This is a genomic window from Stutzerimonas decontaminans (genome assembly GCF_000661915.1).
In the GTDB taxonomy this organism is placed as follows: domain Bacteria; phylum Pseudomonadota; class Gammaproteobacteria; order Pseudomonadales; family Pseudomonadaceae; genus Stutzerimonas; species Stutzerimonas decontaminans.
Genome location: NZ_CP007509.1, coordinates 834,005 through 857,696, shown reverse-complemented (window position 1 = coordinate 857,696; position 23,692 = coordinate 834,005). Strand labels below are relative to the sequence as shown.

Sequence of the window (23,692 nt, the reverse complement as noted above, 5' to 3'; positions counted from 1 at the left end):
CCCATTGGAGGTATGTCCGCGCGGCACGGGTGCCATGAGGTCTGACAACGCTGCAGGCGATTGTGCGACCTGGCTCTGCGACAAGGCCCGGCTGCGGCAGCTGGGCACGTGGGTCAAACCGGGGATGCCGGTCGATGGTAGCGAATTAGACGGTTGACTCGTAGCCCATGCCGGCGCCCGCCTCAACCACCACTGGCATTCATGAAGCGCAACACCTGAACCTCGCCGCTGCTGGAGAATTCATGGCGCAGCGGTTTGCGTTGCAGCGCGGCGTGGATCGCGTCGATCACCGGCTGGTCGCTGGTCGGATGGCGGCGCAGCAGTGCGCGCAGATCGATGGAATTCTCGTGGCCCAGGCACAGCAGCAGGCGCCCCTCTACCGTCAGCCGCACACGGTTGCAGGTGGCGCAGAAGTTGTGCGAATGCGGCGAGATAAAGCCGATGCGCGTCTGCGGATGGTCCGCCAGGCGCACGTAGCGCGCCGGGCCGCCGCTCTGCTCGGCCGAATCGATCAGCGCATGGCGCTCGGCGATCAGCGCACGTACTTCGTCGCTGGAGCAGAAACTCTCACCACGCGAACGGCCGACGTCACCCAGCGGCATTTCCTCGATAAAGCTCAGGTCGAGCCCACCGGCGATGGCGAAGTCCACCAGGTCGGCGACCTCCTCGGCGTTGCGGCCCTTCATCACCACGGCATTGAGCTTGATCCGCTCGAAGCCGGCGTCCCGTGCCGCGTCGATGCCATCGAGGACCTGCTGCAGCTGACCGGTGCGGGTGATGGCGTGGAATTTGGCGGCATCTAGGCTATCCAGGCTGATGTTCAGCCGCTTGACCCCGGCGCGCGCCAGCGGTGCTGCAAGCTTGACCAGCTGCGAGCCATTGGTGGTCATCACCAGCTCACGCAGGCCGGGCAGTGCAGCAATGCGCTCGCACAACCCGACGATGCCCTGGCGCACCAGCGGCTCGCCGCCGGTGAGGCGAATCTTCTTCACCCCGAGGCCGACGAAGATCCGCGCGATGCGCTCCAACTCCTCCAGACCGAGCACCTGCTGGCGCGGCAGGAAGGTCATGTCCTCGGCCATGCAGTAGACGCAGCGGAAGTCGCAGCGGTCGGTCACCGACATGCGCAGGTAGTCGATCTGGCGGTTGTGGGCATCGCGTAGTTGAGTCATCGATAACACCTCTGAAGCCTCGTAGGGTGGATGACGCTTATTCATCCACCGAGGGCCCGCGCGGTGGGTGGTGAAACCCCATCCACCCGGCGCAGGGCCAAGCCGCCGTTATTGCATCAGTGGCGTTTCCGCGCCCTGCATATGGATGCCTTCGATGTTCGCCGCACCCACCAGGTTCTGCAGGTACTGGCTGACACCAATCTGCCAGACACGCTGATTGAGTTCGGCGCGAATCGAACCGGCGACTACCTCGTAGGGCAGCTGCTCGCCTTCGATGCGCTGATCAACGAACACCAGGTGATAGCCGTAACGGCTTTCCAGCGGCTGCGTGCACAGGCCGACCGGCAGACGGAACAGCTGGCGCTCGAACTCCGGCACCGTCTGGCCCTTGCTGATCTGGCCCAGCGCGCCGCCCTGCGCCTTCGACGGGCAAGCCGAATGCTGCAGCGCCAGTTCGGCGAAGCGTTGCGGCGCGACCTGCAGTTCGGCGATCAGGCCCTGCGCCTGTTCGCGAGCCAGGCTGCGCGCCTCGGCGTCATCCGCCGGACAGGCCAGCAAGATGTGCCGCGCAGCCAGCAACGGTGCGCTGAAGAAGCGCTGCTGATTGCCGCTGTAGTACTGCCGGCAGGCCGCCTCGTCCGCCAGCGGCAGCGGCACTTCCTGCTCGATCAGCGTGCGGGTGGCCGCCTCCTCCTCGCTCTCGCCGGCTGTCGCCTGCACCACCAGGCCCAGCTCGCCGATGCGCTGCTGCAGCAACTCGCGCAGCACCAGCGCCTGGGTCGCCAGGTAGACGGCCTCTTCGCGGCTTTCGGCCGGGTGGTACTGCAGCTCCTGGGCGATGGCCTGGGAGGCGATCGCCACCCCATTGACCCGCACCCGCGGCCATTCCTGTTCGCTGCTGGCAATCAGCAGCGGTTCACCGGACGCCTGCTCGGCAGCCGGCTCGCTGTCTTCCTCGTGCGGCAGCTCCTCGAACAGAGGTGCATCTGCCGGCACTTCGATTTCCGGACGCGCGCCGCCACCGCAGCCGCCGCTTCCACCTGTGCTACCACCGCATCCACAACCCATGATGATTACCTCGATAAGACGCTTGAACCTTCGATCCGATCGGCCAGGACGGCTGACGCACGGGGCGTCAGCCGGCGAGGGTCATACCGGGGTCTTGCTCTTTGCCGTGGCAGGCACAGCGGTCGGCACGGCAGTTTCGCGGGCCGGGGCTTCGTAGGTGCGCGGACGCTGCGGGCGCGGCACGCTTGGCTTGACGCCCTTCTGGCGGACGATCTGGTAGCGCCGGCCCAGGTACCACACCGGGGCACTGACGATGTGCACCAGACGAGTGAAGGGGAACAGCACGAACAGGGTCATACCGAGGAACACGTGCAGCTTGTAGATGACACTGACCGACTCGATGGCGCCTGCGGCCTTGACCGGCTGCAGGGTGACCAGGCTCTGCGCCCAGGTACCCAGCAGGACCATCACCGAACCGTCCAGATGGCCGGTAGAGGCGACGATGGTCAGCAGACCCAGCACCAGCTGCGCCAGCAGCACGAAGAGGATCATGATGTCGCTGGTGTTGGAGGTGGCACGCACACGGGCATCGGTCAGACGGCGATGAATCAGCATCACCAGGCCGATCAGGCAGAGGATGCCGAAGAAGCCACCGGAGACCATCGCCACGATCTGCTTCTGGCCGCTGGTGATGAACGAGTGGTACAGCGCCTCGGGCATCAGCAGACCGACGAAGTGACCGGCCAGGATGAAGATGATGCCGACGTGGAACAGGTTGCTCGCCAGGCGCATGCGGTTGTTCGACAGCATCTGGCTGGAACCGGCCTTCCAGCTGTACTGCGAAAGGTCGAAACGCGCCCAGCTGCCGATCAGGCAAATGGCCAGGGCGATGTAGGGGTAGACCCCGAACAGCAGGAAATTGAAGTTAGACATTGCGCACCTCCTGGGCGAGCGCGGCGGCCTGCCCGTCATGCTTGAAATCGGTCCAGTGCAGCGGCACCGGGCTTTCCTCGCGAGCCTTGCCCGGCCCGCTCGGCATGGATGGGCAGCGATCCTGCTGCTCGGCCTGGAGGAAGTTGACCTGTTCCTCCTCCCAGATCTTGTCCAGCGCTTCCAGCGAGTCGTCGCGCTCCTCGGCGGCAACCTGCTCCTGCAGGCTGGCCAGGGTTTCCTGCACCGGCTCGCCGGCGATCTGCAGCAGCGCACGGAAGCACGCGGCATGCGGGCTCTCGCGTTCCTGCAGACGCGCTGCCAGCAGAGCCAGCAGGTGCGACACGTCGGCCAGACCCTCGCGGGCCTCGAGGTCATCGCGGGTGGCGAGATACTCGAGGTACAGCGGGATGTAATCCGGCAGCTCGCGTACGCCGATGTCGAAACCGGCCTCGGTGTACTGCGCCATCAGGTCGACCATCGCCTGGCCGCGGTCGCGGGACTCGCCATGCACGTGTTCGAACAGCAGCAGCGAGAGTGAACGGCCACGGTCGAACAGGTCGGTGTAGCGCTCCTGCACGTCCATCAGGTCGTCTTCGGTCAGCTCGTCGAGCAGGCGGCGCAGCGCGATGCGCTGCTCCGGGCTGATCTCGCGGGCCGAGCCGATGGCCTGGGCCAGTTCGGCATGGCCGTCGCGCAGGTGCTGGTCGGGGTAGTCCAGCAGCAGGGAAATCACTTTAAGGATGCGCATGGCTCAGTCCTCCCACAGCTGGACGGTCTTGATGATGTCGCGGCGGTTGGCCTTCTTGGCACCGAACATGTTGGTGTCCGAGGCGCCCGAGCAGCCGCTGCCGAAACTGAAGCCGCAACCGGAGCGCTCGGCGAAGGCGTCGCTCATCGCCTCTTCGCGGTGCGCGGTCGGGATCACGTAGCGGTCTTCGTAGTTGGCGATGGCCAGGTAGCGGTACATGTCCTCCACCTGGGCCACCGACAGACCGACACTCTCCAGCACCTTGAGGTCCTGCACGCCATCGACCTGCTCGGCGCGCTTGTAGGCGCGCATGGCGAGCATGCGCTTGAGCGCCAGCTTGACCGGCTCCTCGTCACCTGCGGTAAGCAGGTTGGCCAGGTAACGCAGCGGGATGCGCAGGCTGTCGACGTCCGGCAGCACGCCGTCCATGCTGACGTGACCGGCGCTGGCAGCGTTCTGGATCGGCGACAGCGGCGGCACGTACCACACCATCGGCAGCGTGCGGTATTCCGGGTGCAGCGGCAGGGCCAGCTTCCAGTCGACCGCCATCTTGTAGACCGGCGACTTCTGCGCAGCTTCGATCACCGACATCGGTACGCCGTCGTTGAGCGCCTGCTCGATGACCTTCGGATCGAACGGATCGAGGAAGATCTCCAGTTGCTTGGCGTACAGGTCCTGCTCGTTGACGGTGCTGGCCACTTCATGGATGCGGTCGGCGTCGTACAGCAGCACGCCGAGGTAGCGGATGCGGCCTACGCAGGTCTCGGCACAGACGGTCGGCATGCCGGCCTCGATGCGCGGGAAGCAGAAGATGCACTTCTCGGATTTGCCGCTCTTCCAGTTGAAGTAGATCTTCTTGTACGGGCAGCCGCTGATGCACATGCGCCAGCCGCGGCACTTCTCCTGGTCGATGAGGACGATGCCGTCCTCCTCGCGCTTGTAGATCGCACCGCTCGGGCAGGACGCGGCGCAGGTCGGGTTCAGGCAGTGCTCGCACAGGCGCGGCAGGTACATCATGAAGGTGTTTTCGTACTGCCCGTAGATGTCCGCCTGGATGTTGTCGAAGTTCTTGTCCTTGCGACGCTTGGCGAACTCGGTACCGAGAATTTCTTCCCAGTTCGGGCCCCACTCGATCTTCTCCATGCGCTGACCGGAGATCAGCGAGCGCGGACGTGCAACCGGCTGGTGATCGGAGATCGGCGCGGTGTGCAGGTTCTGGTAGTCGAAGTCGAACGGCTCGTAGTAGTCATCGATGGTCGGCAGGTCCGGGTTGGCGAAGATGTTCGCCAACACGCGGAACTTGCCACCGATACGCGGATTGATGGTGCCATCGCCATTGCGCACCCAGCCGCCCTTCCACTTGTCCTGGTTCTCCCACTCTTTCGGGTAGCCGATGCCAGGCTTGCTCTCGACGTTGTTGAACCAGGCGTATTCCATGCCTTCGCGGCTGGTCCAGACGTTCTTGCAGGTGATCGAGCAGGTGTGGCAGCCGATGCACTTGTCCAGGTTCAGGACCATGCCCACTTGTGAACGAATCTTCATGGCCTATTCCTCAGATGTCTTGCGGCAGGGGTTGCGGCAGGTCGTTGCCGTTCGGGCCGTCGAGCCAGTCGACCTTGGCCATCTTGCGTACCACGACGAACTCGTCACGGTTGCAACCCACGGTGCCGTAGTAGTTGAAGCCGTACGCCTGCTGGGCGTAACCGCCGATCATGTGGGTGGGCTTGAGCACCACGCGGGTCACCGAGTTGTGGTGGCCGCCGCGGGTCTTGGTGGTCTCGCTGCCGGGCACGTTCACGATGCGTTCCTGGGCGTGGTACATCATCACCATGCCTTCCATCACGCGCTGGCTGACCACCGCACGGGCGGTCAGGGCACCGTTGGCGTTGAAGCACTCGATCCAGTCGTTGTCCTCGATGCCGGCCTTCTTGGCATCGACTTCGGACATCCACACGATCGGGCCACCACGGCTCAGGGTGAGCATGATCAGGTTGTCCGAGTAGGTGCTGTGGATGCCCCACTTCTGGTGCGGGGTGATCCAGTTCAGGACGATCTCGGGGTTGCCGTTGCTCTTCTTGCCCTTCACGTAATCGATGGTGCGGGTGTTGATCGGCGGCCGGTAGCTCATCAGCTGCTCACCGAAGGCCTGCATCCAGGGGTGATCCTGGAAGAACTGCTGGCGACCGGTGATGGTGCGCCACGGGATGTACTCGTGGACGTTGGTGTAGCCGGCGTTGTACGACACATGCTCGTCTTCCAGGCCCGACCAGGTCGGGCTGGAGATGATCTTGCGCGGCTGCGCCTGGATGTCACGGAAGCGGATCGCCTCGTGCTCCTTCGGCAGCGCCAGGTGGCTGTGGTCGCGGCCGGTGAATTCCGACAGCGCGGCCCAGGCCTTCACGGCGACGTGACCGTTGGTTTCCGGAGCCAGGCTGAGGATTACCTCGGCGGCGTCGATGGCCGACTCGATCTGCGGACGCCCTTGGCTGACGCCCTCCTCGCGCACCTTGTAGTTCAGCTCGCCGAGGAAATCGACTTCATCCTGGGTGTTCCAGTTGATGCCCTTGCCGCCGTTGCCGAGCTTGTCGAGCAGCGGGCCGAGGGAGGTGAACTTTTTGTAGGTGGCCGGATAGTCGCGCTCGACCACCGCCATGTTCGGGCAGTTCTTGCCCGGCTGCGGATCGACGCCAGCGGTCTTCCAGTCGGTGCCGCCGAACGGCTGGGCCAGTTCGCCGGGACTGTCGTGCAGCAGCGGCACGGTGACCAGATCCTTCTCCACGCCCAGATGACCTTCGGCCATCTTCGAGAACGCCTTGGCGATGCCCTTGTAGATCTCCCAGTCGGAACGCGCTTCCCAGGCCGGGTCGATGGCTGCCGACAGCGGGTGGATGAAGGGGTGCATGTCCGAGGTGTTCATGTCGTCCTTCTCGTACCAGGTCGCGGTCGGCAGGACGATGTCGGAATACACGCAGGTCGAGGACATACGGAAGTCGAGGGTGGTGACCAGGTCGAGCTTGCCGATGGCGCCCTCGTCCTGCCATTCGGCTTCGAGCGGCTTGAAGCCGTCGCGCTTGCCGAGATCCTCGTTCATCACGCCGTTCTTGGTGCCCAGGAGGTACTTGAGCATGTACTCGTGGCCCTTGCCCGAGCTGCCCAAGAGGTTGGAACGCCAGACGAACATGTTGCGCGGGAAGTTATCCGGGTTGTCCGGCTGCTCGCAGGCGAACTTCAGCGAACCGTCCTTCAGCGACTGGGTGACGTAGTCGACCGGCGACATGCCGGCCGCTTCGGCGTCACGGCAGATCTGCAGCGGGTTGCGGTTGAGCTGCGGTGCGCTCGGCAGCCAGCCGGCGCGCTCGGCGCGGATGTTGTAGTCGAGCATGTGCTCGGGGAACTGCGACTTGTCGGCCAGCGGCGAGAGCACTTCGTGGATGCTCATCTTCTCGTGGCGCCACTGCGAGCTGTGGTTGTAGAAGAAGCTGGTGCCGTTCATCTGGCGCGGCGGACGGCTCCAGTCGAGGCCGAAGGCCAGCGGCAGCCAGCCGCACTGCGGACGCAGCTTTTCCTGACCGACGTAGTGCGCCCAGCCACCACCGGTCTGCCCCACGCAACCGCACAACATCAGCATGTTGATCAGGCCGCGGTAGTTCATGTCCATGTGGTACCAGTGGTTCATCGCCGCACCGACGATGATCATGGAACGGCCATGGGTCTTGTCGGCGTTGTCGGCGAATTCACGGGCGATCTGGATCGCCTTCTCGCGCGAGACGCCAGTGATGACTTCCTGCCAGGCCGGGGTGCCGGGCACGCTGGCGTCGTCGTAGCTGGAGGCGACGTTGCTGCCACCCAGACCACGGTCGATGCCCAGGTTGGCGGCCATCAGGTCGAACACGGTGGCGACCTTGGTGGTGCTGCCATCGGCCAGGGTGATGGTACGGACCGGCACGCGGCGCAACTGGATGCTTTCGCCTTCGGCGTGCTGGAAGTGCTCATGCATGATGCCGCCGAAGTACGGGAAGGCGACCTCGGCCGTTTCGCCACCATCGATCTGGCTCAGGCTCAGGTCTACATCACGGCCGTCCTTGCCTTCGCGGGCTTCGATGTTCCACTTGCCCTTCTCGCCCCAGCGGTAGCCGATCGAACCCAGCGGCGAAACCAGCTCGCCAGTGCTGCCGTCGACGGCGATGGTCTTCCACTCGGGGTTGTTTTCCTGACCGAGGTTGTCGGCCAGATCGGAGGCGCGCAGGAAGCGGTCGGCGATGTAGCTGCCGTCCTTCTCGTTCAGGCGCACCAGCACCGGCAGGTCGGTGTAGCGCTTGGCGTAGTCGCGGAAGTACTCGCTCGGCTTCTCGAGGTGGAATTCCTTGAAGATGACGTGGGCGAAGGCCTGGGCCAGCGCGGCGTCGGTGCCCTGCTTCGGGTTGAGCCAGAGGTCGGTGAGCTTGGCGACTTCGGCGTAGTCCGGGGTGATGGCAACGGTCTTGGTGCCCTTGTAGCGGACCTCGGTGAAGAAGTGCGCATCCGGCGTACGGGTCTGCGGGACGTTGGAGCCCCAGGCGATGATGTAGTTGGAGTTGTACCAGTCGGCCGATTCCGGCACGTCGGTCTGCTCGCCCCAGATCTGCGGCGAGGCCGGCGGCAGGTCGCAGTACCAGTCGTAGAACGACAGGCACACACCACCGATCAGCGACAGGTAACGGGAACCTGCGGCGTAGGAAACCATCGACATGGCCGGGATCGGCGAGAAGCCGATGACGCGGTCCGGACCGTACTGCTTGACCGTGTAAACGTTGGCCGCGGCGATGATCTCGTTGACTTCTTCCCAGCTCGAGCGGATGAAGCCGCCCATGCCGCGCTTGCTCTTGTAGGACTCGGCCTTGGCCTTGTCTTCGACGATGCTGGCCCAGGCGTCCACTGGGGACATGTTGCGCCGCGCTTCGCGCCACAGCTTGAGCAGCGGCTTGCGCACCTTGGGGTACTTCAGGCGGTTGGCGCTGTAGATGTACCAGCTGTAGCTGGCCCCGCGCGGGCAGCCGCGCGGCTCGTGGTTGGGCAGGTCGTTGCGGGTGCGCGGGTAATCGGTCTGCTGGGTTTCCCAGGTGATCAGGCCGTTCTTCACGTAGATCTTCCAGGAGCATGATCCAGTGCAGTTCACCCCGTGGGTGGACCGCACGATCTTGTCGTACTGCCAGCGCGAGCGGTAGACGTTCTCCCAGTCGCGGGATTCGATGCGGGTTTCGCCATGACCATCGGCGAACTCGCCTTGCTTCCTGTTGAAGAAGCGCAGTTGATCGAGCAAGTGGCTCATTGGTTTCTCTCCTCACTCCGGTTGCGAACCACTGGCCCGACCGGTCGGCTTATCAATCTCGGCTTGCGCCAGCCGATGTGGCTGGCGCATTCATTCGTTGAAACGTCAGGACGCGAGCTTCTGGCGGGCCTCCAGCTCCCGGTCGACGCTGGATACGTAGTACTCATCGGAGAACGCGCCCTCGGGCTCCTTCAGCCAGAGCAGGCAGAGCCCGAAGCTGACGAAGGCACCGGCGGCAATCACCATGAAGAACTGCGAGGGGGTCACGAAGGTGAACAGGGTCAGGTAGCAGACGGCACCGACGTTGCCGTAGGCCCCGGCCATGCCGGAGATCTGCCCGGTCACCCGGCGCTTGATCGACGGGATGATCCCGAAGGTCGCGCCCTCGGCACCCTGAACGAAGACCGAGCAGAGCACGGTGATCGCCACGGCGACGATCAGCGGCCACTTGGAGTTCATCAGCCCCATCAGCAGGAAGCCGACGGCGATACCGAACATGTAGGCCAGCATGACGAAGCGGCGATTGCCGAAGCGGTCGGAGACCAGGCCACCCATGGGCCGCGCCACCAGGTTCACGAAGGCGAAGGAGGCGGCGATGATGCCGGCGGTGGTCGGTGTCAGGCCCCAGGTCTGCTCGAAGAACATCGGCAGCATCGAGACCACCGCCAGCTCCGCACCGAAGTTGGCGAAGTAGGTGGAGTTCAGCGCGGCCACGGTGTTGAAGGGGTACTTGTCGTCTTCCGGCACGCCCTTCTTCAGGATCGGCACGTTGACCCGCAGGATCTGCACCACTTGGAAGATCACCACCAGGGCGATCACCGCATAGCAGATCAGCGCGCCGGTGGAGCCCAGGTAGCCCAGGCCCTCGATGCGCCAGACCAGGATGCCGAGCACGCCGACCATGGGGATGGTCCAGATGATCAGCTTGATCATGTCGGCCCAGGTGCTGACTTCCAGCGCGCTGGCCTTGTGCGGCTTGCGGTGGATGGTGCCGACCGGGCCATCGGTGAGCGCGAACCAGTAGTACACGCCGTAGACGGCCATGATGATCGCCGAGCTGGCGATCGCCCAGCGCCAGCCTTCCGGACCGCCGAAGGCGTGGATGGCAATGGCTGGCAGGCTCATGGCAGCGGCCGCGGAACCGAAGTTGCCCCAACCGGCGTAGAAGCCTTCGGCAAAACCGATGTCCTTGGGCTTGAACCACATGGCGGTCATGTGGATACCGACCACGAAGCTGGCACCGATGGAGCTGAGGATCAGGCGCGACACCAGCAGCTGGGTGCGACTGTCACCGAAGGCGAAGAACAGCGCAGGCGCAGCCATCACCACCAGCAGCACCGAGAACACCCGGCGCGGGCCCCAATGGTCGAGCGCCATGCCGACCAGGATGCGCGCCGGGATGGTCAGCGCCACGTTGGCGATGGCAAACAGCTTGAGGTCCTCGGGCGTCAGCCAGTTCACGCTTTTCAGCATGCTCGAGGCCAGCGGCGCCATGCCGAACCAGACGAAGAAGCAGATGTAGAAGGCGATCCAGGTCAGATGCAGGGCACGGATCTCGGGGCGCTTCCATTCGAACAGCGTAGAAACTCTCATGTTGAGCTCCTCACTCAGGGGCAGGCTTGGATCAGGACCGGGCAAGGCGCCCGGCGGGCCAGGAATGCGCTGACGCTGCCGAAGGTCATGTAGTCGAGCTCGTCGACCAACAGATTCAGCGAGCGGGAAATGAAGCCGCCGTCCGGTTCGTTGGAATGCCGCGCAATCACCAGCAGGTCGGGCTTCTTGTGCTCGGCTGCTTTGAGAATCATCTTGCGGGCGTCGCCTTCGGCGAGGATCACGTCGGCATCCAGGCCGAAGGCGCTGACCTTGTCAGCCGCCTCCTGCAGGAAACCGCGGAACTCGTTGCGCTCGCGCTCGTAGAGCTCGACGGCTGAATCGCTGGTGTCGCGGGTTTCTTCCACCACGCCGATGAGCATGATCAGCGGCTTGAGCGGGCCGAACATGTCGAGGGTGGCGTCCAGGGCTTTCCTGGCGTTACGCGAGTTGTCGTAGGCAATCATGATCTTCATGGCGGCACTCCAGACTCAGGGGTTCTTCACGTAGGCGTTGGGGCGTAGGTAGAACCACCAGTTGAGGACCAGGCACAGCGCGTAGAACACCGCGAAGCCGTACATGGCCACCTCGGGGGTGCCGGCCTTGACCTGCTCGCCGATCACGATCGGGGCGACGAAGGAGCCGTAGGCGGCGACAGCGGAAGTCCAGCCGAGTACCGGACCGGCCTTCTCGCGGTCGTAGATCACGCCGATGGTGCGGAAGGTGGAGCCGTTGCCGATGCCGCTGGCGGCGAACAGCACCAGGAACAGCACCAAGAACAGGAAGAAGAACTCTTCAGGCTGGGCCGAAGCGTAGGCCTGATGCATCACATAGCCGGCCGCGACCGAGGCGCCGACCATGACCACCGAGATCACCTGGGTGACGATGGAGCCGCCGACCTTGTCGGAGATCCAGCCGCCCAGCGGACGGATCAGGGCACCGACGAAGGGGCCGATCCAGGCGTATGTCAGGGCGCTCGGCGCATTCTGATTGGCGACACGAGTCACCACGCCATCGGCGCCGACCTCGTTCATGAAGCCGAAGATCACCGTGATCGACAGCGGCAGCGCCATGGAGAAGCCGATGAAGGAGCCGAAGGTCAGGATGTAGAGGATGCTCATCGACCAGGTGTGCTTGTCCCGGAAGATGGTGAACTGGCGCTTGATGTTTGGCTTGATGCTACCTGGCAGCATGCGCAGCATGCCGAGGGTCAGGCCGATGGTGAGCAGCATCACGCCCCACATGTTCAGCACGCCCAGGCCGATGGGCGCCGGCAGGTAGAGGTACAGCCCGACCGCAGCGGCAACGAAGGCCACGGCGTAGAGGCCAAGGATCTTGCCGAAGGCGTTCAGCGGGTAACCCGGAGTCGGCGAAATCACCAGCAGGTTGTTCATGCCCTTCCAACCGGCGAAGGCCAGCGGAATCAGGAACAACAGCCATACCCAACCGGCGTTTTGAATCCAGGTGTCGGTGCCGGCGGGAATCTTGCCGATCAGCGTACCGCTGTCCTTGAGCAGTTCCATCGGCGCTCCGGCCACGGCGCCGAACACGCCGGCGGTCATCACCAGCGGGATCAGGATCTGCATGGTGGTGACGCCGAAGTTGCCCAGGCCGGCGTTCAGGCCTAGAGCCAAGCCCTGCTGATTCTTCGGAAAGAAGGTGCTGATGTTGCTCATGGAGCAGGCGAAGTTGCCGCCGCCGATGCCGGAGAGGAAAGCCAGCAGCTGGAAGACCCACAGCGGCGTGTCCTGGCTCTGCAAGGCGAGACCGGCACCCGCGGCCGGGATCATCAGCAGTGCGGTGGTCAGGAAGATGGTGTTACGTCCGCCGGCGATGCGGATCATGAACGACGCCGGAATGCGCAGCGTGGCGCCCGTGAGGCCGGCGATGGCGGTCAGGGTGAACAGCTCAGCGGGCTCGAAGGGAAAGCCCAGGTTGAGCATCTGCACCGTGACGATGCCCCACATCAGCCAGATGGCGAAGCCCATCAGCAGACTCGGGATGGATATCCAGAGATTGCGATTGGCGATCCGCTTGCCGGTGGTGTCCCAGAACGTCTGGTCCTCCACGTCCCACTTTTCGATATTGCTCATGGTCGATCCTCTTGGCGCCAGGACCCTGCTTGCAAAGGCAGCGGGATCAGGAATGGCTCGCACGCTAAGCGGAGGGGACCGTCCCGAATTTGACTCAGATCAATACACGACCGGTGGCAATTTGCTTTGGGGTGCCTTTCTACCTCTTTCGGGCTATTCCGGTTTACTCAATAAAAAACTCTACTTATCAATAACTTAAGAACTGACAACACTACACGTCAGCCGACCAGACATAGCCCCAAAAGCATTGGGAGTACCCCCCTCACCATGGCAAGCGAATGCCACAAGGCGCAGAATGAGGCACCGCCGACCGACGAGCCGCCCATGCCTCAATCCGATAGCGATCAGCTCTCCACCCGCCACTCGATCGTGTTCAACACGCTGGTAGCGTTCGTCGTGATCATCGGCTTCTCGCTGATCAGCATGCTTGCAAGCCTTTACCTGGCCGATGCACTGGAAGGCGATGCCGAGGCGATCAATCAGGCCGGTAGCTTGCGAATGCAGGCCTACCGGCTGGCATTCACTGCCGAACACGGGCCGCAGACGTTGCTCGCCGAGCGGATCGAAACCCTCGAGAGCACGCTGCGCTCGGCGTCGTTGCGTTCGGCCCTGCATCGTCACGGCAGCTCTGCCCTGCCGGGCCTGCATGCGGGCGTGCTGCAGCACTGGGAAGAGCGCATGCGTCCCCTGCTGGATAGGCAACCGGCACTGGTCGATGATTACCGCCGCGAAGCTCCGGAATTCGTCAGCGAGTTGGACGTCTTCGTGCGCACCCTGCAGGAAGCATCCGAGGGCAAGCTTGGCGTCATCCGCGCGCTGCAGGCCGGCACCCTGTTCATCATCGTGCTGATCGCCTTCGTGCTGGTCTACGGGCTGCACAACAACCTGGCCACGCCGCTGCGCAGCCTGACCAAGATGGCCCGCGATATCGGCAAGGGCGACTTCAGCGGCCAGGTGCAGATACCCGGCGACACCGAGCTGAGCCTGCTGGCCCGCACGCTGAATCAGATGAGCCAGGAGCTGGCCGGGCTTTACGCTGAAATGGAGCAGAAGGTCGACGACAAGACCGCTGCCCTCACCCGCAGCAACGCCACCCTGCAACTGCTGTTCAACAGCGCGCGAATGCTCTACAGCCAGCCGGATGACCCGTCACAGATGATGGGCTCGCTGCTGGCGAAGGTGCAGCAGATCCTCGGCACCGGCCCGATCTCGCTGTGCCTGAACCGCACCGCCGAGACCGGCAGCCACACCGCGATGACCTCGAACGACCTGCAACCGCCGGAGTACTGCAAGCTGCCGCAGTGCGAGGTGTGCCCAGTCAACCAGAGCGGGCTGCTGCCCAGCGGTGAAGAGCTGGTCACTTTCGAGCTGCGCTCCGGGCAGGACGATCTCGGCTCGCTGCGCGTCGCGCATCCGGCCGGCGAGTCGCTGGAGTCCTGGCAGCAGCTGCTGCTGACCACGCTCGCCGACCTCTTCGCCGCGTCGCTGAGCCTGGCGCAGCTGGGCCAGAAGCAGGCGCGTCTGGCGCTGATGGAGGAGCGGGCGGTGATCGCCCGCGAGCTGCACGATTCACTGGCCCAGGCGCTGTCGGCGCAGAAGCTGCAGCTGGCACGCCTCAAGCGGTTGATGCAGAAGGAAAGCAGTCAGGCGCAGCTGGACGACAGCGTGCAGCAAATCGACCGCGGCCTGAATTCGGCATATCGCCAGTTGCGCGAGCTGCTCACCACCTTCCGCATCAAGGTCAACGAGCCGGGGCTGAAACCGGCCCTGCTGGCAACCGTCGAGGAGTTCAGCGCCAACTCCGGCCTGCACATCGAGAACGACTTTCGCCTGGACCACTGCCCGCTCACCCCCAACGAGGAGGTGCATTGCCTGCAGATCATCCGTGAAGCCCTGAGCAACGTGGTCAAGCATGCCGAGGCCGATCACTGCTGGCTGAAGCTGACCCAGGACGAGATCGGTACCATCCATGTGAAGATCGAGGACGACGGCATCGGCATCAGTGCCGAGGAACAGCGCGCCGGCCACTACGGCCTGATCATCCTGCGCGAACGCGCCAACAGCCTGAATGGCAGCATCAGCATCGGATTGCGACCGGGCGGCGGTACCTCCGTCCATCTCCGCTTCCCGCCCGCCTATCGCCACATTCCCCTGATACAGGAGCCTGTCACGCATGAACGAAGGGACAACCACCCGAATCCTGCTGGTCGACGACCATCCCATGATGCGTCGGGGTCTGCGTGACCTGCTGGAGCTGGAAGACGACCTCGAGCTGATCGGCGAGGCCGGTAACGGCGAAGACGCCATCAGCCTGGCGCTGCAGATCGAACCCGACCTGATCCTCATGGATCTCAACATGCCGGGCATCGATGGCCTGGAGACCACCCGGCGCATGCGCGATGCCGATATCGACGCACGCATCGTCATGTTCACCGTGTCCGACGAACAGAGCCATGTGCTCGAAGCCCTGCGCAACGGTGCCGACGGCTACCTGCTCAAGGACATGGACGCCGATCAGCTGATCGAGCAGATCCGCATTGCCGCCACCGGGCGCATGGCCCTGAGTCCGGAACTGACCCAGGTGCTCGCCGAGGCGATCCGGGTGCGCCCGAAGCCATCCGGACAGGTGCAATTCTCCAGCCTGACCAAGCGCGAAAAAGAAGTGCTGCGCCAGATCGCCAAGGGCCAGAGCAACAAGATGATCGCGCGCAAGCTCGGCATCACCGAGGGCACGGTCAAGGTCCACGTAAAGAACCTGCTGCATAAGCTCGGCCTACGGTCGCGGGTCGAGGCGGCAGTCTGGGTACTGGAAAACGAGGCGAAAGGCTGACCCCGCCGCCGCCGACCGCTGCCGCGTTTCTGTGCGCCAAGCCCCAACTCCCGGCAACGGCGGTAAGCCCTTGACGATCATCAATGCCATCGCAGTGAAGCGCTCTATCGTCTCGTCCTCGCCGAGCTGACTGCACAGTCAGCATCGCGCCCCGCCCGGACGTAAGGAGCGCCCATGTTCAAGATCCTGCTACCTGCCTCACTGCTGCTCGGCCTGCTCGCCGGCAGCCTTTCCTGCCAGGCCGCCATTAGCGACGCCGAGGCGGTCAACCGTGCCGGCATGCAACGCATGCTCAGCCAGCGCATCGCCAAGAACTACCTGATGATCGGCACCGATACTCGTGTCGACCTCGCCGCCAGCCAGCTCGACAGCAGCATCGCCAGCATCGAGGAAAACGCTCAGCTGCTGGATGCCTATGCGCCGAATGACGGTATCCGCAAGGCACTCGGCGAGGCCGCCCAGACCTGGAGCCAGTACCGCCAACTGGCGCTCACCCGCCCGGATCGCGAGCAGTCCGCCGAACTGCTGCGCCTTGCCGAGCGTTTTCTCGCCCAGAGCGAAGCCCTGGTTCAGGAGATCGAACGCCACAGTGGCAACCAGGCGGCGCGACTGGTGAACCGCAGCGGACGGCAGCGCATGCTCACCCAGCGCATCGCCATGCTCTACCTGGCCATGAGCTGGAAGCTGCCGGAGCAGCGTCTGCGGGAGGACTTCAACGCCGCCGTCGCGGAATTCGAGCGCGGCCTGGAGGAGCTGAACAAGGCACCGCAGAACAGCGAAACGATCAACCACCAGCTCGAACAGATCGCCGCCCAGTGGCGCTTCGCCCGTGCCGGTTTCAGCCTGGCGGAGGATTCACGCTACGTACCGACGGTAATCGTCACTACCAGCGACTCGCTGCTGCGCAGGATCGAGCAACTGACGCTGGATTACGAACGCCTCGCCGGCAGTGCGCGCTGAGTGCGACTACCCCCCCTGCCCATAAAGAGGTATGGCTTAGGAGAAATGGGATAGAGGCACCGTGCAACCTAGCATGCCCCCATCAAAAGGAAGGGGATGGCCATGCTGACGGGCTCCGCAGTGCTCAACACCTTGCGTCGTCATCATCTGTTCAGTGGGCTGGCAGAAGGGGCTCTGCAGGACATCGCGGCACATACCACGGTCAAGCGTTTGCCCGCCGGCTGCACGCTGTTCCATCAGGGTGATGCGGCTGAACATTTTCACGTGCTGATCAACGGCCAGGTGAAGCTGCACCGGATCACTTGCGACGGCCAGGAAAAGGTCATCGAGGTGGTCCGCCCCGGTGAAGCCTTCGCCGAGGCGTTGCTGTTCAACAAGCTCCCCGAGCATCCGCTGAGCGCCACCACGCTCAAGGAAAGCCTGGTGCTCAACGTGCAGAACAGCCACTACCTGCGCTTGCTGGAAACCCAGCCGCAACTGTGCATGCAGCTGCTCAGCAGCCTGAGCGACCGGCTGGACCAGCGGCTGCACCAGATCGACAACCTGACCTCGTCGAATGTCTGCCAGCGCGTCGTGCGCTACCTGTTTCAGGAGTTGCAGGCGACACGCAGCGGCGTGATCGATCTGGACCTGCCCAAGCGCCTGATCGCCTCACAGCTGGGCATCCAGCCGGAAACCCTGTCACGCATCCTGCATCGCCTGACCGACGCAGGGCTGATCGCAGTGCAGCGTCGGCGCATCGAAATCCTCGACCAGCACAGTCTCTCGGCCTATCTCGAAGCGGCTGCCTGAGCCCTACTCGGACGGATCGCCACGACGAAAGGGTTGGGCTGCCGGTTCGGCCGGTGTTGGTGCGAGTGTCGGCGGCACTTCGCCGAGCTGGAAAGGTTTCGGTGCTTCGCTGACATGTCGGCGCGTGGCAGGCTCGATGCGCTCGGGTTCAGGTTCCGGACGCTCGCGAACGAGGTGCCAGGCGACACCCGCCAGCGCGGCAGCGAAGATCCGGTAGATCAGCGAAGCCAGGTCGAAGCCGACCAGCGCGCCGCCATCCAGCCACAACGACACCAGCCTGCCCAGAACCAGCGCGGTCATGGTGATCATCAACATCATCAACGCGGGTCGCGCTCGCTCCGGCGCCCGCGCTGCCCAGAGCAGAAACAGCGCTAGGCCCAGCTGCAGCCCGCCGTAGTAGACGCGCATATGACTGACCGAGGCGCTCTCCATCAGCAGCATGCCGTTCAGATTGGCCATCTCGTAGGGGCGGAGCCAGTAAGCAAGGCTCAGGCTGGCCATCACCAGCGCCTGCGCAAGCAGAACCAAACGGGCAAAACGCATCGAAAACTCTCCTGATGTGCGACTCGGTATCCCGGTAGGTCAGAGACTGTTTCAAATGCACTTGGTTCGCTCGAATACGGCCGTAGTGGCGCCCCAGCGATGCACTCGGCCTCGCCCAACGACCAGCTTGTTCGCAGCCCCTCCCATCTCTACGAAAGTAGTACCTCATCGGCAGAATCGACCACCTACCGGCCACTTACTAGCATCCGACGCCGGAGGTAACTGATCATGTCCAAACTGTCCACACACCTGGCCGTGCTTTGCAACCATCCTCTTTTCAAAGGGCTGCCGGAATCGGCACTCGACGAACTTGAACAGGCAACCTGCAGCAGACGTCTGCAAGCCGGTCAGACCCTTTATTACCAAGGCGACAGCGCCCAGAACTTCTTCATCCTCGTGCATGGCCAGCTCAAATTGCACCGCCATAGCAGCGACGGCAACGAGCATGTCCTCGGCATCGTGCGTCCTGGCGGCGCACTGGGCGAGACGCTGCTGTACGACAAGCGGCCGAGCCATCTGCTGACCGCCACGGCACTGCGCGATTCGCTGGTAATCCAGATACACAACGCCAGCTACCGCAACTTGCTGAAGCGCTACCCGCAACTGGCACCGGCGTTGCTCACCCGGCTGAGCGAGCGGCTCAACCAGCGCCTGGAAGACATCGACAACCTGGCTACGTCCAGCGCTAACCATCGCGTTGCGCGCTTCCTCATGCTTCGGCAGAAGGGCACCAGCGGCGTGGTCGAGCTGGACATACCCAAGCGGCTGATCGCATCCAAACTGGGCATTCAACCGGAGACGCTTTCGCGCATCCTGCATCGTCTGTCCGATGCCGGGCTGATCAGCATGCAGAGCCGGCGTATCGATATACTCGATCAGCGCAAGCTTGCAGCCTTTTTGCACGACTCGGCCGATCAGAGCTACCGTTCGATGCGTTCGGATAGCCGCGCCGAACTCCGCAAAGCCGGCTGATGCCAGCCGGCGCCGACCGTCGGAACCTGCACACTCTGAAACATGCGGTACGCAGGAATTCCGGGGCGGCTGCCGGTCGAGCGCTATGCTTCCCTCCTCGCCTGCCGGAGTAATCCTATGCGCCGCCTTCTTCTCCTACCCGTCCTGCTCGCCGGCTTTGCCCAGGCGGCCGAGCCCATAGCCATCGATGTCTACCGCGATCCCAACTGCGGCTGCTGCGAAGCCTGGATCGACCACCTGGAAGACAACGGCTTTGCCGTCACCGACCATGTGGTCAACGACATGACCTCGGTGAAAATGGAACATAACGTCCCGCACCGCCTCGGCTCCTGTCACACCGGCGTGATCGACGGCAAGTTCGTCGAAGGCCACGTACCGGCCGCCGACATCCTCAAGCTGCGTGCGCAGCCGGATCTGATCGGCGCCGCGGTGCCGGGCATGCCGGTCGGCTCACCGGGTATGGAAATGGGCGAACGCAAGGACGCCTTCAAGGTCATCGGCGTCAGCAAGCAGGGCAAGGAAAGCGTGCTCTCCGAGTACCCGGGCAACTGATCAATCCGCCCCATCGCCAAGGCCCGCAGTTGCACCTGCAGCTTTTTCGCGCCGAACGGGTCTGAGTGGAAAGCAGCGGCCGCTTCGATGCGGCTGCGATCTACCGCAAAACCGTTAGAGGGGCAACTCATGCGCTGGAATCGAGCCCGACGCAGCGACAACGTAGTGGACGCCCGAGGCCGCAGCGGCATGCGCCTCGGCGGCGGCCTGGGCCTCGGCGGCATCGCCATCGTGGTGATCATCGGCCTGCTCTCCGGCCAGGACCCGCTACAGATTCTCGGTCAGTTGGCCAACCAGAGCGGGCCTGCGGTTACCCAGCAAAGCCAGCGTCCGGCCGGCGATGATCCACAGACCGAATTCGTCCGGGCCATCCTCGGCGACACCGAAGACACCTGGCGTGCCCTGTTCCAGCAACACGGCGCGCAGTATCGCGACCCGACACTGGTGCTGTTTCGCGGAGGGGTTAATTCGGCCTGCGGCTTCGCCAGTTCGGCGGTGGGCCCGTTCTACTGTCCGGGCGACCAGCAGGTCTATCTCGACCTGCAGTTCTTCGACGAAATGGCCCAGCGCTTCTCAGCCGCCGGTGACTTCGCCCAGGCGTACGTGATCGCCCATGAAGTCGGCCATCACGTGCAGACCCTGCTCGGCGTTTCCCAGCAGATGCAGGGCGCCCGCCAGCGCGGCGCGAAGATGGAAGGCGACAACGGCCTGCTGGTGCGCCAGGAACTGCAGGCCGATTGCTTTGCCGGGGTCTGGGCCTATCACGCGCAGCAACGCCACGATTGGCTGGAGGAAGGCGACCTGGAAGAGGCGCTGAACGCTGCCAACGCCATTGGTGACGACAATCTGCAGAAACGCAGCCAGGGCCACGTGGTGCCAGACGCCTTCACCCACGGCACTTCGGCGCAGCGGGTACGCTGGTTCCGCGACGGCTTCGAGCATGGCGACCCGACACGCTGCGACACGTTCAAGGCGGCGCGGCTGTAGGTAACGGGACACGCAAACGCTGGCTGCGAATCGCTGCAGCGCTGCAGTGTCCCACTTGCGCCTAACCCGCCTTCAAGCCGAGGCCAGCATGCCGTGCAGCACCCGGCAATCCGGGGCATAGAGATCGGCCAGCTCCGGCCATTCGTTGTGCGGCACATTCACCAGCACGCCACGCGCGCCAGCCGCCCGGGCGCATTCCAGGTCGAAGCGGTAGTCGCCGACCATCAGCATCGCCGAAGGCGCCACGCCCCAACGTGCGGCCAAATGCAGCAGCCCGCCCGGGTGCGGCTTGGGCGGCGCTTCGTCGCGGCCGAGGATGTCTTCAGGCAGAAAGCAGTCGCCCATGCCGACTGCTTCCAGGGTCACCCTGGCCAACTCGTGGGCATTGCGGGTCAGCACGCCGAGCCGGCAGCCGCGCTCGCGCAAGGCATGCAACAGCTCGCGCGCGCCTTCTGCCGGACGCGCCGCATAGGCCAGTTCACGCTCGTGTTCGAGCAGCCAGGCGTGCTTGGCCGCAGCCTGGTCCGCCGGCAATGCCGCCAGGTGATGCAGGATGTCGTCTTCCTCGGGAATCTCCAGCGCGCGGCGGATGGCAGCGAAATCGTGTACGGCGATGGTTAGGGTGCCGTCCATGTCAAATACCCAGTGACGGACCTCAGCGATCTTCACATCCAGTCCTCGCACACCCGGATCAGCCCTTCCTGCGCCACCGAGGCAACCAGCTGCCCCTGGCGATTGAAGATGCTGCCGCGGGCAAAACCGCGCGCATTGCCGGCCCAGGGGCTGTCGATGGAGTACAGCAGCCAGTCGTCCATCTTCACCTCGCGGTGGAACCAGATAGCGTGATCGAGGCTGGCGAGCTGGATGAACTTGCTCCACGAGCTGACGCCGTGGGGCTGCAGCGCGGTACCGATAAAACTGAAGTCCGAGGCGTAGGCCAGCAAATATTTGTGCAGCGCCGGGCTGTCGGGCAGCGAGCCGTCGGCGCGGAACCACAGGTGGCGTACCGGTTCGATCGGCTGCGGGTTGGCCGGATCGATCAGAGTGACCGGACGAATCTCGATGGGCTTGGGCCGGCGCAGCTTTTCCATCACCCGCTCCGGCACCATCGGCGACAGCTTGTGCAGCAGCTCCCATTCGTTGGGCAGGTCGTCCGGCCCGACCACGTCCGGCATCGGCAACTGATGCTCGTAGCCACTCTCCTCGGCCTGGAAGGAGGCGATACCGGTAAAGATGGTCTGCCCCTTCTGGATCGCGCTGACCCGGCGCGTGGTGAAGCTGCCGCCATCGCGCACGCGATCGACGTCGTACACCACCGGCTGGTGCGAGTCGCCCGGGCGCAGGAAGTAGCCATGCAGCGAATGCACATGGCGCTCCGGCGTCACCGTCTGGCTCGCCGCGGAAATCACCTGGCCGAGTACCTGGCCGCCGAACAGCTGGGGAAAGCCGAGATCCTGGCTGGCGCCGCGGAAGAGGTTCTCCTCGATGCGTTCCAGGGTCAGCAGGTTGACCAGGCCGTCGAGTATCTGAGTCATTTCGGCTTCCTTCATAGGGGGCATGCAGGCGCGCCATGTTACGGATTTCGCCAAAATCGCTCCAGTAACAGTGGTTATTGTCGCCAATCGTCTCGCTGTAGCCGGTACAGCAACTGCGGATGCAGCGGGTGTTCGGGCACGAGGTCCGGATGGCCGAACGCAGTGGCCTGCTCCGGGCGCATGCCAAGCCCCTCCAGTAGCTGCCTGGCCGGCTCGTTGAGCTGCGCGGCGCAGGCCACCACCTCGTCCAGACCCAGCGTATCGAAGGCACACTGCAGCACGGCATTGGCAGCCTCGTGGACCAGCCCCTGCCCCCACTGATCGCAGGTCACAGCCCAGAGCAGTTCGACCGTAGGTGACGGCATAGGCAAAGCGCACGAAGCGAGGCCGCAATAACCGATGAAGGCGTCGCTGTCCTTGCGCTCCAGCGCCCACAGGCCGACACCATGCCGGACAAAGTGCAATCGGCTGCGCACCATCAGCGCCGCACAGTCGTCACGGGACATCAGCGCCGGGTAGTAGCGCATCACCTCCGGGTCGGCACATAGCCGCGCCAACGACTCGAGATCGTCGTCATGCCAGTGGCGCAGCCTGAGCCGCGGCGTCTCGAGTGCGATTCGTTCGACCATCCTTGCTCCCTTGAGCGCTCCGACGGCCAGCCTGCATACTGCGGCGCACATCCATCGAACACGCGTGGTTCATGTCGCTTCCCCTGGTCTTCCACGATGATTACAGCCCGCCGCTGCCACCGGGCCATCGCTTCCCCATGGAGAAGTTTCGTCTGCTGCGCGACCATCTGGTCGCCCTGGGTTTGACCACAGACGCCGCGCTATTGCGCCCCGAACTGTGCAGCCACGACATTCTGGCGCTGGCACACGACCCTGACTACGTCGCGCGCTACTGCAGCGGCGAGATGGGCCGCGACGAGCTGCGCCGCCTCGGCCTGCCCTGGAGCCAGGAGCTCGCCCGGCGTACGGTGCGCGCGGTGGGCGGTTCGCTGCTGGCGGCCGAACAGGCGTTGCAGCATGGCCTGGCCTGTCATCTGGCGGGTGGCACCCACCATGCCCACCGCGACCACGCCTCCGGTTTCTGCATCTTCAACGATCTGGCAGTGATCGCGTTGTATCTGCTGGAAAGCGGACGCGTCGGCCGCGTGCTGATCTTCGATTGCGATGTGCATCAGGGCGACGGCACCGCGCGCATCCTGGAGAACGTGGCGGATGCCGTCACCGTCTCGCTGCACTGCGAGAAGAACTTCCCCACCCGTAAGGCCCACAGCGACTGGGACATTCCACTGCCGCCCGGCATGGGTGATGACGCCTACCTCAAGGTGGTTCATGACACCCTGAACTACCTGCTGCCGATCTATCAGCCTGACCTGGTGCTCTATGACGCCGGCGTCGACGTACACCGCGACGACGCCCTGGGCCTGCTCTCGCTGACCGACGCAGGACTCGCCGCACGCGACCGCGCTGTGCTCGATCACTGCCTCGGCCGCGACATTCCGGTAGTCGGCCTGATCGGCGGTGGCTACGACAAGGACCGCGCCCTGCTCGCCCGCCGCCACGCCACCTTGCACGTCAGTGCCGCCGCGGCCTGGCAGCGCCACGGACTCGGCTGAGCATCCGGCAGCGGCTACAATGCCCGCCCCGTGATGTTCGCCAGGCTA

At 64.2% G+C, this 23,692-nt stretch carries 21 protein-coding genes; 8 read left to right on the top strand and 13 right to left on the bottom strand.

The genetic code is table 11. The annotated features are described in order from the left end of the window. Positions 1–182: 182 nt before the first annotated feature. From moaA to UIB01_RS03835, 9 genes are all read right to left on the bottom strand, one after another. Positions 183–1,172 carry a GTP 3',8-cyclase MoaA gene (gene moaA, locus UIB01_RS03875; RefSeq protein WP_038657053.1) on the bottom strand — a complete coding sequence of 330 codons (990 nt, stop codon included), beginning with the start codon at positions 1,170–1,172 and terminating at the stop codon, positions 183–185. A gap of 108 nt (positions 1,173–1,280) precedes the next feature. Further along, on the bottom strand, positions 1,281–2,240 hold the full coding sequence (locus tag UIB01_RS03870; protein ID WP_038657051.1) for a peptidylprolyl isomerase: 960 nt from the start codon (positions 2,238–2,240) through the stop codon (positions 1,281–1,283). Between the two features lie 81 nt (positions 2,241–2,321). Beyond that, on the bottom strand, positions 2,322–3,113 hold the full coding sequence (gene narI / locus UIB01_RS03865) for a respiratory nitrate reductase subunit gamma (RefSeq protein ID WP_003281657.1): 792 nt from the start codon (positions 3,111–3,113) through the stop codon (positions 2,322–2,324). Further along, positions 3,106–3,861: a nitrate reductase molybdenum cofactor assembly chaperone gene (gene narJ / locus UIB01_RS03860; protein WP_015278194.1), complete on the bottom strand. Its 756-nt coding sequence runs from the start codon at positions 3,859–3,861 to the stop codon at positions 3,106–3,108. Before narJ ends, narI begins: the two co-directional genes overlap by 8 nt. Before the next feature lie 3 nt (positions 3,862–3,864). Then, the gene (gene narH, locus UIB01_RS03855; protein WP_038657047.1) at positions 3,865–5,403 is read right to left on the bottom strand and encodes a nitrate reductase subunit beta; all 1,539 of its coding nucleotides are present in this window, start codon (positions 5,401–5,403) and stop codon (positions 3,865–3,867) included. Between the two features lie 10 nt (positions 5,404–5,413). Beyond that, positions 5,414–9,169, bottom strand: a complete 3,756-nt coding sequence (locus UIB01_RS03850) for a nitrate reductase subunit alpha (protein WP_038657045.1) — start codon at positions 9,167–9,169, stop codon at positions 5,414–5,416. A gap of 105 nt (positions 9,170–9,274) precedes the next feature. Beyond that, on the bottom strand, positions 9,275–10,762 hold the full coding sequence (locus tag UIB01_RS03845; RefSeq protein ID WP_038657043.1) for an MFS transporter: 1,488 nt from the start codon (positions 10,760–10,762) through the stop codon (positions 9,275–9,277). Between the two features lie 14 nt (positions 10,763–10,776). Next, the gene (locus UIB01_RS03840) at positions 10,777–11,235 is read right to left on the bottom strand and encodes a universal stress protein (protein WP_038657041.1); all 459 of its coding nucleotides are present in this window, start codon (positions 11,233–11,235) and stop codon (positions 10,777–10,779) included. A gap of 15 nt (positions 11,236–11,250) precedes the next feature. Next, positions 11,251–12,852: an MFS transporter gene (locus UIB01_RS03835; RefSeq protein ID WP_038657039.1), complete on the bottom strand. Its 1,602-nt coding sequence runs from the start codon at positions 12,850–12,852 to the stop codon at positions 11,251–11,253. 267 nt (positions 12,853–13,119) lie between these two features. Between UIB01_RS03835 and UIB01_RS03830 the strand changes: the two genes are divergently transcribed. From UIB01_RS03830 to UIB01_RS03815, 4 genes are all read left to right on the top strand, one after another. Further along, positions 13,120–15,096, top strand: a complete 1,977-nt coding sequence (locus UIB01_RS03830) for an ATP-binding protein (protein ID WP_038657037.1) — start codon at positions 13,120–13,122, stop codon at positions 15,094–15,096. Beyond that, entirely contained in the window at positions 15,074–15,682 is a 609-nt protein-coding gene (narL, locus tag UIB01_RS03825) for a two-component system response regulator NarL (protein WP_230585307.1), read from the top strand. The genes UIB01_RS03830 and narL overlap by 23 nt, the downstream gene beginning before the upstream one ends. 174 nt (positions 15,683–15,856) lie before the next feature. After that, entirely contained in the window at positions 15,857–16,642 is a 786-nt protein-coding gene (locus UIB01_RS03820) for a type IV pili methyl-accepting chemotaxis transducer N-terminal domain-containing protein (RefSeq protein WP_038657033.1), read from the top strand. Between the two features lie 96 nt (positions 16,643–16,738). Continuing rightward, on the top strand, positions 16,739–17,434 hold the full coding sequence (locus UIB01_RS03815) for a Crp/Fnr family transcriptional regulator (protein ID WP_080695046.1): 696 nt from the start codon (positions 16,739–16,741) through the stop codon (positions 17,432–17,434). Between the two features lie 3 nt (positions 17,435–17,437). Here UIB01_RS03815 and UIB01_RS03810 read toward each other — a convergent pair whose 3' ends face one another. Next, positions 17,438–17,977: a DUF4345 domain-containing protein gene (locus UIB01_RS03810; RefSeq protein ID WP_038657029.1), complete on the bottom strand. Its 540-nt coding sequence runs from the start codon at positions 17,975–17,977 to the stop codon at positions 17,438–17,440. A 228-nt stretch (positions 17,978–18,205) separates the two neighbouring features. Here UIB01_RS03810 and UIB01_RS03805 point away from each other — a divergent pair, with 228 nt between their 5' ends. The 3 genes from UIB01_RS03805 to ypfJ all read left to right on the top strand — a co-directional run bounded on the left by UIB01_RS03805 (position 18,206) and on the right by ypfJ (position 20,488). Then, positions 18,206–18,949, top strand: coding sequence for a Crp/Fnr family transcriptional regulator (locus UIB01_RS03805; protein WP_038657027.1), 744 nt, complete (start codon positions 18,206–18,208; stop codon positions 18,947–18,949). A 117-nt stretch (positions 18,950–19,066) separates the two neighbouring features. Then, entirely contained in the window at positions 19,067–19,501 is a 435-nt protein-coding gene (locus UIB01_RS03800; RefSeq protein WP_038657025.1) for a DUF411 domain-containing protein, read from the top strand. Positions 19,502–19,630: 129 nt separating this feature from the next. Next, positions 19,631–20,488, top strand: coding sequence for a KPN_02809 family neutral zinc metallopeptidase (gene ypfJ / locus UIB01_RS03795; RefSeq protein WP_038657022.1), 858 nt, complete (start codon positions 19,631–19,633; stop codon positions 20,486–20,488). Between the two features lie 72 nt (positions 20,489–20,560). On the opposite strand, the gene UIB01_RS03790 is transcribed toward ypfJ, so the two are convergent. From UIB01_RS03790 to UIB01_RS03780, 3 genes are all read right to left on the bottom strand, one after another. Continuing rightward, complete coding sequence (locus UIB01_RS03790) at positions 20,561–21,157, bottom strand: HAD family hydrolase (protein ID WP_038657021.1); 597 nt, start codon at positions 21,155–21,157, stop codon at positions 20,561–20,563. Continuing rightward, on the bottom strand, positions 21,154–22,023 hold the full coding sequence (gene tesB / locus UIB01_RS03785) for an acyl-CoA thioesterase II (RefSeq protein WP_038657019.1): 870 nt from the start codon (positions 22,021–22,023) through the stop codon (positions 21,154–21,156). Before tesB ends, UIB01_RS03790 begins: the two co-directional genes overlap by 4 nt. 74 nt (positions 22,024–22,097) lie before the next feature. Beyond that, on the bottom strand, positions 22,098–22,652 hold the full coding sequence (locus UIB01_RS03780) for a GNAT family N-acetyltransferase (protein WP_038657017.1): 555 nt from the start codon (positions 22,650–22,652) through the stop codon (positions 22,098–22,100). A gap of 71 nt (positions 22,653–22,723) precedes the next feature. On the opposite strand from UIB01_RS03780, the gene UIB01_RS03775 reads away from it, so the two are divergent. Then, on the top strand, positions 22,724–23,644 hold the full coding sequence (locus UIB01_RS03775; RefSeq protein ID WP_038657015.1) for a histone deacetylase family protein: 921 nt from the start codon (positions 22,724–22,726) through the stop codon (positions 23,642–23,644). The last annotated feature ends 48 nt before the right edge of the window (positions 23,645–23,692 follow it).

Bases quoted from the DNA above. Each gene is read 5' to 3' on its own strand.
- moaA (WP_038657053.1), bottom strand. From the start codon at position 1,172: ATGACTCAACTACGCGATGCCCACAACCGCCAGATCGACTACCTGCGC.
- UIB01_RS03870 (WP_038657051.1), bottom strand. From the start codon at position 2,240: ATGGGTTGTGGATGCGGTGGTAGCACAGGTGGAAGCGGCGGCTGCGGT.
- narI (WP_003281657.1), bottom strand. From the start codon at position 3,113: ATGTCTAACTTCAATTTCCTGCTGTTCGGGGTCTACCCCTACATCGCC.
- narJ (WP_015278194.1), bottom strand. From the start codon at position 3,861: ATGCGCATCCTTAAAGTGATTTCCCTGCTGCTGGACTACCCCGACCAG.
- narH (WP_038657047.1), bottom strand. From the start codon at position 5,403: ATGAAGATTCGTTCACAAGTGGGCATGGTCCTGAACCTGGACAAGTGC.
- UIB01_RS03850 (WP_038657045.1), bottom strand. From the start codon at position 9,169: ATGAGCCACTTGCTCGATCAACTGCGCTTCTTCAACAGGAAGCAAGGC.
- UIB01_RS03845 (WP_038657043.1), bottom strand. From the start codon at position 10,762: ATGAGAGTTTCTACGCTGTTCGAATGGAAGCGCCCCGAGATCCGTGCC.
- UIB01_RS03840 (WP_038657041.1), bottom strand. From the start codon at position 11,235: ATGAAGATCATGATTGCCTACGACAACTCGCGTAACGCCAGGAAAGCC.
- UIB01_RS03835 (WP_038657039.1), bottom strand. From the start codon at position 12,852: ATGAGCAATATCGAAAAGTGGGACGTGGAGGACCAGACGTTCTGGGAC.
- UIB01_RS03830 (WP_038657037.1), top strand. From the start codon at position 13,120: ATGGCAAGCGAATGCCACAAGGCGCAGAATGAGGCACCGCCGACCGAC.
- narL (WP_230585307.1), top strand. From the start codon at position 15,074: ATGATGCGTCGGGGTCTGCGTGACCTGCTGGAGCTGGAAGACGACCTC.
- UIB01_RS03820 (WP_038657033.1), top strand. From the start codon at position 15,857: ATGTTCAAGATCCTGCTACCTGCCTCACTGCTGCTCGGCCTGCTCGCC.
- UIB01_RS03815 (WP_080695046.1), top strand. From the start codon at position 16,739: ATGGCCATGCTGACGGGCTCCGCAGTGCTCAACACCTTGCGTCGTCAT.
- UIB01_RS03810 (WP_038657029.1), bottom strand. From the start codon at position 17,977: ATGCGTTTTGCCCGTTTGGTTCTGCTTGCGCAGGCGCTGGTGATGGCC.
- UIB01_RS03805 (WP_038657027.1), top strand. From the start codon at position 18,206: ATGTCCAAACTGTCCACACACCTGGCCGTGCTTTGCAACCATCCTCTT.
- UIB01_RS03800 (WP_038657025.1), top strand. From the start codon at position 19,067: ATGCGCCGCCTTCTTCTCCTACCCGTCCTGCTCGCCGGCTTTGCCCAG.
- ypfJ (WP_038657022.1), top strand. From the start codon at position 19,631: ATGCGCTGGAATCGAGCCCGACGCAGCGACAACGTAGTGGACGCCCGA.
- tesB (WP_038657019.1), bottom strand. From the start codon at position 22,023: ATGACTCAGATACTCGACGGCCTGGTCAACCTGCTGACCCTGGAACGC.
- UIB01_RS03780 (WP_038657017.1), bottom strand. From the start codon at position 22,652: ATGGTCGAACGAATCGCACTCGAGACGCCGCGGCTCAGGCTGCGCCAC.
- UIB01_RS03775 (WP_038657015.1), top strand. From the start codon at position 22,724: ATGTCGCTTCCCCTGGTCTTCCACGATGATTACAGCCCGCCGCTGCCA.